6 protein-coding genes and 2 pseudogenes are annotated in these 7,441 nt (G+C 69.5%); 1 reads left to right on the top strand and 7 read right to left on the bottom strand.

Translation table 11 applies throughout. The annotated features are described in order from the left end of the window. Window positions 1-405 precede the first annotated feature (405 nt). The 7 genes and pseudogenes from ACSNOH_RS31870 to ACSNOH_RS31840 all read right to left on the bottom strand — a co-directional run bounded on the left by ACSNOH_RS31870 (window position 406) and on the right by ACSNOH_RS31840 (window position 5,604). Window positions 406-735: a hypothetical protein gene (locus tag ACSNOH_RS31870; protein WP_436724930.1), complete on the bottom strand. Its 330-nt coding sequence runs from the start codon at window positions 733-735 to the stop codon at window positions 406-408. A 637-nt stretch (window positions 736-1,372) separates the two neighbouring features. After that, window positions 1,373-2,002 carry a histidine phosphatase family protein gene (locus tag ACSNOH_RS31865; RefSeq protein ID WP_436724929.1) on the bottom strand — a complete coding sequence of 210 codons (630 nt, stop codon included), beginning with the start codon at window positions 2,000-2,002 and terminating at the stop codon, window positions 1,373-1,375. Between the two features lie 62 nt (window positions 2,003-2,064). Then, window positions 2,065-2,508, bottom strand: a pseudogene (locus tag ACSNOH_RS31860) (asparagine synthase-related protein); the annotation flags it as partial. Further along, complete coding sequence (locus tag ACSNOH_RS31855; protein WP_436724928.1) at window positions 2,481-3,434, bottom strand: esterase/lipase family protein; 954 nt, start codon at window positions 3,432-3,434, stop codon at window positions 2,481-2,483. The gene ACSNOH_RS31855 and the pseudogene ACSNOH_RS31860, both read right to left, overlap by 28 nt. 522 nt (window positions 3,435-3,956) lie before the next feature. Then, a pseudogene (locus ACSNOH_RS31850) lies at window positions 3,957-4,402 on the bottom strand (hypothetical protein). Beyond that, on the bottom strand, window positions 4,403-4,936 hold the full coding sequence (locus ACSNOH_RS31845) for an anthrone oxygenase family protein (RefSeq protein WP_436724927.1): 534 nt from the start codon (window positions 4,934-4,936) through the stop codon (window positions 4,403-4,405). A 5-nt stretch (window positions 4,937-4,941) separates the two neighbouring features. Next, window positions 4,942-5,604 carry a maleylpyruvate isomerase family mycothiol-dependent enzyme gene (locus ACSNOH_RS31840; protein ID WP_436724926.1) on the bottom strand — a complete coding sequence of 221 codons (663 nt, stop codon included), beginning with the start codon at window positions 5,602-5,604 and terminating at the stop codon, window positions 4,942-4,944. 71 nt (window positions 5,605-5,675) lie between these two features. Here ACSNOH_RS31840 and ACSNOH_RS31835 point away from each other — a divergent pair, with 71 nt between their 5' ends. Further along, entirely contained in the window at window positions 5,676-6,593 is a 918-nt protein-coding gene (locus ACSNOH_RS31835; RefSeq protein ID WP_436724925.1) for a LysR family transcriptional regulator, read from the top strand. Window positions 6,594-7,441 lie beyond the last annotated feature (848 nt).

Below are 7,441 nucleotides of genomic sequence, written 5' to 3'. Positions count from 1 at the left end.
GGTGGGGGGAGAGTTTCTGAGGTGACGGCGGTGGCCGGTACGGGGAAGGCTGGGAGGTCGGGAGCGTCGTCGGTCCTGTGGCCGCGGTGGCTGGAGTGGCCGGGGGTGTCTGCGGCTTCGGTAAGGCAGTGAGCCTCCGCCACCTTGAAGACGCAGGCCAAAGGGCTGGGGCGACTGGTTCTCTGGGGCTTACGCTGGCCGTGGGCGGCTGTCTGAGGAGTAGATCGCCCGTCATGCAGCGGAGGTCTGGCCGATGAGCCGTCGGCAAAGGAAACGGTGCCGGTCAGGGTTGCGGTTGCAGGATCCGGCATGCGATGCGGGCCGAGGGTATTGGCGTGAAGACGGTCCCGGCCCGACGCTGCTCTTCGGGTCACGGGACCACAGCGATCGGCGAAGGTAGCGCCGCTATCCGAACTTCACATATGTCGGGTACGGCGCGGTGTACTCGCCCGACTGCCGGGAGCCGAGGAACCTGCTGGACGAGGTGCAGCTGCTGTTGGTGTACAACCGGGCGTCGGTGTCGGTGTCATTGTGCGCCAGGCGCGCGCCGCCGGGGATGGCAACGCATGGACCGGTGGGCGTGGAGCCGAGGAAGGTCTCGCGCCCGGTATCGGCGCGTGTGTAGAAGAAGGTGCCTTCAGCGGCCTGCGACGGGGTGGCCATGCCCGCCACCAGCATCAGCACTGCTGCTCCGGCGGTCGCCACGATCCTGCTCACGTGCCTCGGTGCATGCATGACGAGGTGTCCTTCCCTCTGGGGGAGTCAGGGACGTGCACATTCAGGACAGCAGGGATGACAATCTCCTAGGGTCACGTTTCGTACAATTCACCCGTGAGGGTGAGTAGGGTCGGATTCGGAGGGGCGCTGCCGCTGCGCTCGGGGTTGGTTGCGGGACTGCCTCGGCCGCTTCAGGCAGGGCGAGGGCGTCACGCGCCTTCGATGAATGCGGCGGAAGGCCCCTCGTGGTTGTCTGCGGGCAGAAAGTCCTGACGGTACGTCGGCACGCGAGGGCGCACGGCCGAGGCGCGCGTGTGGTCCGACACATCGGCCGGCCCCTGGCGACGGAGTTCACCTCGCGCGAGGCGGCGGAACTGCTGGGACTCTCCGCCGCACGCACCGGATACCTGCTGGACCACCTGTGCGACCTCCGGCTCCTCCAGTGCGACCCGCGAGGCCCGGGGGCCCCTCCCCGGTACCGGATCCCCTTGCTGGTACGGAAGTTCGTCGCCTCACGCCGCCGCTGCACCCGCCGGTGTCTTCGGCGCGGGTTTCGAGGTGACCACCGACCCGTAAACCTGCTCGCTCCCGAGCACCTCAGCACGCTGCTCGGGGCCGGGGCCGGGCACGGCGGGACGGGGCCGAGGATCCGGGATCAGCCGTCGAGATGGCGGGTGTCGCCGAGCCGGTCGAGACGGCGGTTGTGGAAGAAGTCGTCCTCGCTCAGGTGGGTGATGCTGCCCGAGGGCGCCCGGAGATTGACGTAGCCGAGCGACTCGATCGGCATCCTGATCCAGGCCGCCACGACGAAGGTCAGGGCGAAACCGTGGGTCACGATGATCTGGTGCGCACAGGGGCGTTGCAGGATCTCGTCCATGGCCGCGTAGACGCGCCCGGCGAACTCGGCCTTCGTCTCGGCGCCCGGGACCCCCTCGTCGTGCCCCATCCGGTCCCCGGCGGCGGGCGGCGCGACGAATCGCTTGTCCAGCCACGCCTGCGGCTTTCCCTCCGCCTCTCCGTAGGACTTCTCCCGGAGCCTGCGGTCCAGGACCGGTTCCACGCCGAAGACCCCGGCGATCTCCTCGGCCGTGCGCCGGGTCCGCAGCAGGTCCGAGGAGATCAGCTCGACCTCGGCGTCCTCGGGGATCTCGGTCCGCAGCGCCCGGGCGAGCAGGGCCGCCTCGCGCAGACCTGCGGGCGTGAGGTGAGAATCGTGCCACCCCCCGACCAGTCCCTCGACGTGGTGGCTCGCCTCCGGGTGAGTGACGACGTGGATACTGCGCACGAGCGATGCCCTTCTGCCGGGGAAAGGTCAGGGAGAGGCCAGGGGAAGGATAGTTCCAGCATCATCAGGCCCCACAGCAGGCGGGCGTGGTCCCGGTCTGCCGCATGTTCCGTCGGGACATTCCGTACGGCGGCGGCGCTGAGAAAACCGGAGGCGCAGAGCCGGGGCCCGGCCAGGACGCCGGTGGCGAAGTCCCAGAGCCTGGTGCCCGGTGCCATGAAGGCGCCGACCGGGAAGGTGAACGGCTGCTTCTGCCGCTCCCGGACCGCACGCGGGACCACCTCCGCTCCGGCGTCCCACAGGATCTGCTTGCGCCGGCACCCGGTGACCTTCAGCGCGTCGGGAGTTCGCCGCGCGAACCGGGTGACGGACGGCCGGCAGTAGGGCACACGACCCTCGACCGCGTGCGCCATGGAGAGGTGGTCGAGTTTGCGGAGGTTCAGGCCGGGCAGCTTGTGCAGCCGGTCGAAGGCCGGAATCAGAAGGCGGGAGCCCTCGGCACACAAGGAGCCGCCGGCGCTGAGGGGTCCAGGGCCCGCTTGACCAATCCGATCGCCCGCGGGCTGTACGACATGCTCAGATGGGCGGAGAAGTCGACGAAGCAGCCCTCCTGCAAGGTGATGTTCTGCACCGTTGCTCCGGGGCCCGCCGTCATGAACGTGCTCTGCCAGGGGGTGGTGATCTCGTCGTACTTCGTGGCGATCACGGTGTAGTCGACCCCGGGAACGGTGTCCCCGTCGGCGTTGAGCTCTTTGATGAAGTCGGATTTCTCGTACTGCTGGATGCCCGCCTTCCCGAGGGGCTTCGCCCCGGACTCCAGTATGTGGAGCTTGTCGGCGAGGGTCTCGATGCCGCTCATGGTGGTGCCGTGGTTGGTCGCGCCGAGTTGGACGACCTTCTTGACCTTGTTCTTCGAGGGGTCGGCCGGGTTGGCGCCTCCGTCGGCCTTGAGGTACCAGCGGGACAGGGTCCCGCCCTGGGAGTGGCCGACGAGGTCCACCTGCCCGGAGCCGCTGGCGGCGAGCACTTTGTCCACGAAGGCGGCCAGCTCCTTGGAGGACTTCTTGATGTCGCCGTAGCCCTTGACGGTGGGAGCGAGAGCTACTCCGGCGTCGTCGGTGTCGCCGAAGTCGAGGGCGTAGACGCAGTAGCCCTGGGCCTTCAACTCGGGGGACATCCGGGCCCAGTTGTTGTAGCGGTTCTCGTATGTTCCGTGGACCAGGACGACCGGACGCGGGTGGGCGGCGCCGGGACGGCAGTTCCAGTCGTTGGCGCCCGGTGGATCGATGTCGAGGCGGAGGATGGAATAGCCCATGGCGGGAAGGAAATTGTCCTGCGCCGGGCCGGTCTCCGCTGCCGCGGACGTGGAGGTGGCCAAGACCGTCGCCGCGGCGGCGGCACAGACGGCGGTGGTGTATCTGCGTATGTGCAAGACGGCTCCTGAGGAGTGCGGAACTCGGACCACGCGCGATGTTTCTCATGAGTGCCGGCCAAGGAGGGAGCCCCGGGTGACCTCTCCCGACACCCCCACCGGATGACGCTCCGTCACCCCCGGATCCGGTACCGCCCGAGGAGGATCCCTGACCGTCGGCCTCGTGCCCCGGGGCGACCTTCCCGGCCCTCGGTGTGCAGGCCGGGCCGGGAGCTGTAGAGGGAGGGAAGCACAGGTTTGGTACTCGCACCCCGCGAATAGTCAGATCATCACACCAGTCACACCCGGCCATCACATCTCTACAAGATCGCGTGACGAGCCCTCACGGTCCTTCGTCCGATCAGTGCCCCGGCCCGGGACAGCTCGAAGGCGATCCCGGCCGCGGACCACTTGTGGGTGCGGCGCAGTTCTTCTACGAGGGCGAGATGCTCGGACGGTGTCGCGATGGGCCTCGTACGGGTACGGCATCGCTCGACGAGACGACGCCGTCCCATCATGGTGAGGGGTGCCCATTCTTGCGCGTCACGCAGCGGAACCAGGCGCAGGGGCTCGCCGTGACCGGTCCCACCGGGCGATGGCCTCGGCGACCTCTCGGATGGCGCTGCGGAGAAGGTCACCATAGGGACCCTGGGAAGGCTGGGGGCGTGCGTCTTGGCTGCGTTGATGTGTTCGGTGGCGGCTTCGAAGGAGCCGAGTCGGCGGTAGTTGTCGGCGAGGTTGAGGTGCAGGGAGGGGTAGAGGCCGGCGATGTGGAGGCCGGCGTGGTGCTCCTGGATGCGCTGCTCGGTCACGGCATCGGCAGCGTCGAGGGCCCGGATGTCCCAGGCGAGGGCCTGAGCGGGATCATCGTGGAGGTCTGCCAGGTAGTGGGCGAGCGAGCAGCGGTGCAGCGGATCACCGGTAACACCTGTCGCGGACCATAGGTAGCGCATGTTGCAGCCAATGCGTCGTGGCGCGGATCGCACCACTTATGCGGGTTGGCCAGGATCGACGCATCGGCTTCCGAGATGACCGTGGGGGGTTCCGTGGTACTCGGCCGCCCGCTTTCCTGACTGGTGCAGGGCGGCGTAGATCAGGATGGTGAACGCGGCTATGGCGGTGCAGGTACGGGCATCGTTGAACAGTTCCCAGCGGCTCAGGATCTTCGCATGGTCGGCCGGCGGCGCGGTGGCGGCCCACTGCTTGATGCGACCGTTGATCGGGACGTTCCCGAACCGGGTGATCAGGAAGGACGTGACGGTCAGGAGCCCCGCCGTGGCCACGAGAGCCCGGGCCCGCCCGCGTGCCAGGGCGGCCAGGGCGAGGGTGCTGAGGCCCGAGACCGCCATTGCCCCCTGCATGGTGATCCCGTTCATCTTCATCAGCTCGGTGTGAAAGTCGAGCCTCATGTCGAGCGGCACGGAGTTGAAGGCGGGGACGAGGTTGGCGGCGCCGTAGCCGAAGGCTCCGGCGAGCAGACCGGTGGAGAGCAGGGACAGGCCCAGGAGAAGGCGGTTGCGCATGTGGTTCATGCTTTCTTGGTGGGTTGGGTGAAGCGATTGCTCGGTGCTCCTCGGAGCTTGCCGTCCGGAAGTCTGCGGCCGTAGGCCAGCAGCAGGAGGTCCTGGGCGGCGCCGGACACGGGCGCGCCTGAGCCGTAGGACCAGTCGAGGTCCTCGGCGCACAACTGCACTCCGTCGAGGTCGGCGCCGAAGAACTTCAGGGTGCTGGGCCGGATGCCCTCGAGCAGGATGCGCAGCCGGTTCTCAGGGACGCGCCGGTCAAGGCCGAGGGCGACGGTGATGTCCAGCCCGTGGACGACGTCGTGGCCGAGTGCCGCAGTGAGCCCGCCGACCGGTGGTGTCCAGGGGTGGTGGGCGTTGTCCCGCAGGAAGGCGGCGAGGGCGGTGGTGGAATGGGCGGCCGCATCCCGGCGCGCGACCCTGTCGGTCATGCGGTGGAGGTTGCCGCGCGCCTTGGCCAGCTCGCCGAGCGTCGCGGGCAAGGAGAGCCGGAACCCCATCGACATGTGCGCTGCGACCTCGCGAACCCGCCATCCCGCACAAAGGCTCTGCCGGTCCCAGTGGTCGGCTCGCAGGCTGTCGAGCAGGTCCGCCAGTTCCCGGCGTTCCGCTGCGATCGCGGCCCTGACCTCGGCGTTTTTCCTCTTGAAGGCTGGCGCGTTCTCCATGCGATCAAGCGTGCCGCCAGCCGCGGTATATCTCCAATAGATGGTTTTGCTGGTACCTAGAATTGCTGGTTATGGAACTTCGTCAGCTTCGTTACTTCGTCTCGGTGGTCGAGGAGGGCGGTTTCACGCGCGCCGCCGCCCGGCTGCATCTGGCTCAGCCCGGCCTGAGTGCCCAGATCCGCCAGCTGGAGAAGGAGCTGGGGCAGCCGCTGCTCGACCGCTCCGGCCGGTCGGTGACGCTGACCGAGGTGGGCCGGGCAGTCCTGCCGTACGCCCGCGCCGCACTGGCGGCGGCGGAGTCGGTGCGGCAGACGGTGGATGCGTACACGGGGCTGCTGCGCGGCAGGGTCAGGCTCGGACTGGTCTCCGGCGCTACCAGCCACGCCTTCGACATCGCCGCTTTACTCGCGGACTTCCACGACGCCCACCCCGCGGTGGAGGTGGCCCTCACCGAGGACGCCACGGAGCGGATGCAGGCCGCTCTCCTGGCCGGCGAGCTCGATATCGCCGTCCTTGGAACGGCGGAGGAGGTGCCCCCGCCCGGAGTGGTTTTTCAGACGGTGATCGATGTCCCCCTGGTTGCCGCTGTCGCGCCCGGTGCCCCGGTTCTTGACCGCGTCGACGGTACGAGCGTCCCGCTTGCCGATCTGCGGGATCGGCCGCTGATCTGCCTGCCGCGCGGCACCGGGGTGCGCGCGGCGCTCGAACGCGGCTGCGCGCAGGCAGGATTCCGGCCCCGGATTGCCTTCGAGGCGGCAGCCCCGCATGTACTCTCGCGCCTGGCCGCGCGGGGCTTGGGCATTGCCGTGCTGCCTGCCGGTGAGGACGGGTCCCCCCTTGACGGACGGCTTCGCACCCTGCGGATCGCCCGCCCGGAGATGCGTGCCCGCATCGCGCTTGCCTGGCAGGCCAGTGGCCCTTCGAGCCCCGCGGCCCGGGTTCTCCTCAAGCGCCTACGCGATGCCATACCCAAGCCGCCCGATTCCTAGAACGCCTCTGCCTATGGTCGTCGTTGTGCCCGGGTGAGGATGGCGGCCGGGCGACCTCCACCAGGCCGCACGCCGGCCGGCACATCCGGATCTCACTCTCCGCACCGGAAAACGCCGCGCCGATGGCGGCCGGGCTCGCCTCCACCTCCGCCGGCCGCGCCGCAGCGGCCGCGTCCAGCCCGGGCCACTCCCGCGGGACCGACGCCGGCACCCCCGGGAGCACCCACCATCTGTGCTCGTCGCTGGGCGACCCCGCGGGCGCATCCAGCCGCGCCGACGCGGCCCGTTCGTGGCGCAGGTACTCGCCGGCGGCGGGCCGTAGATTCGCCCGAACCAGCTCCGCGAACTCGGGCCGGGCCGTGAAACCCCGTAGCGCGTGACGCTGCCGGATTCCTGGCCGCGACACCGGAGCGGTGGTCGTCTCCTTGGAACAAGCCGGCGGGAGCGTCACTGGTCATCCGCTGCACTTCGCTCAACGACTGGTCCCTTCCAGTACTCCCTTCGGGCGCGGCCCTCATTCAGGACCCTCCCCGCTGGGACACCGGCCCTGCTGTCCCCGGCGCCCCGCCCGCCCACCGACGTCACGGCGCACCCGGTGGCCCCCGCCGGCACCGCGCCCACCACGCCTACGGCCCCGCCGCCGTAGCCGTAGCCGGCCAACTCCTCCGAGGTCCTGGGGGAACTGTGGCGGAGACCATCCCGCCGGTGCCACCGTCCCCGCCGCTGCGGTCGCCCGTGGACACCGGTGTCCCTGGCCGGGCGCCGTGGACTTGCCCCGACTCCGCAGGCCTGGACTGGATCAGCAGGTGGTGGAGCGCTGCGGAAGTGGTCCTCGGTTGCCCCCGCCC

It is taken from the genome of Streptomyces sp. URMC 127, assembly GCF_051386535.1.
GTDB lineage: Bacteria > Actinomycetota > Actinomycetes > Streptomycetales > Streptomycetaceae > Streptomyces.
Note: the sequence above shows the minus strand (reverse complement) of the source record. Positions and strands in the feature narration are given on the sequence as shown.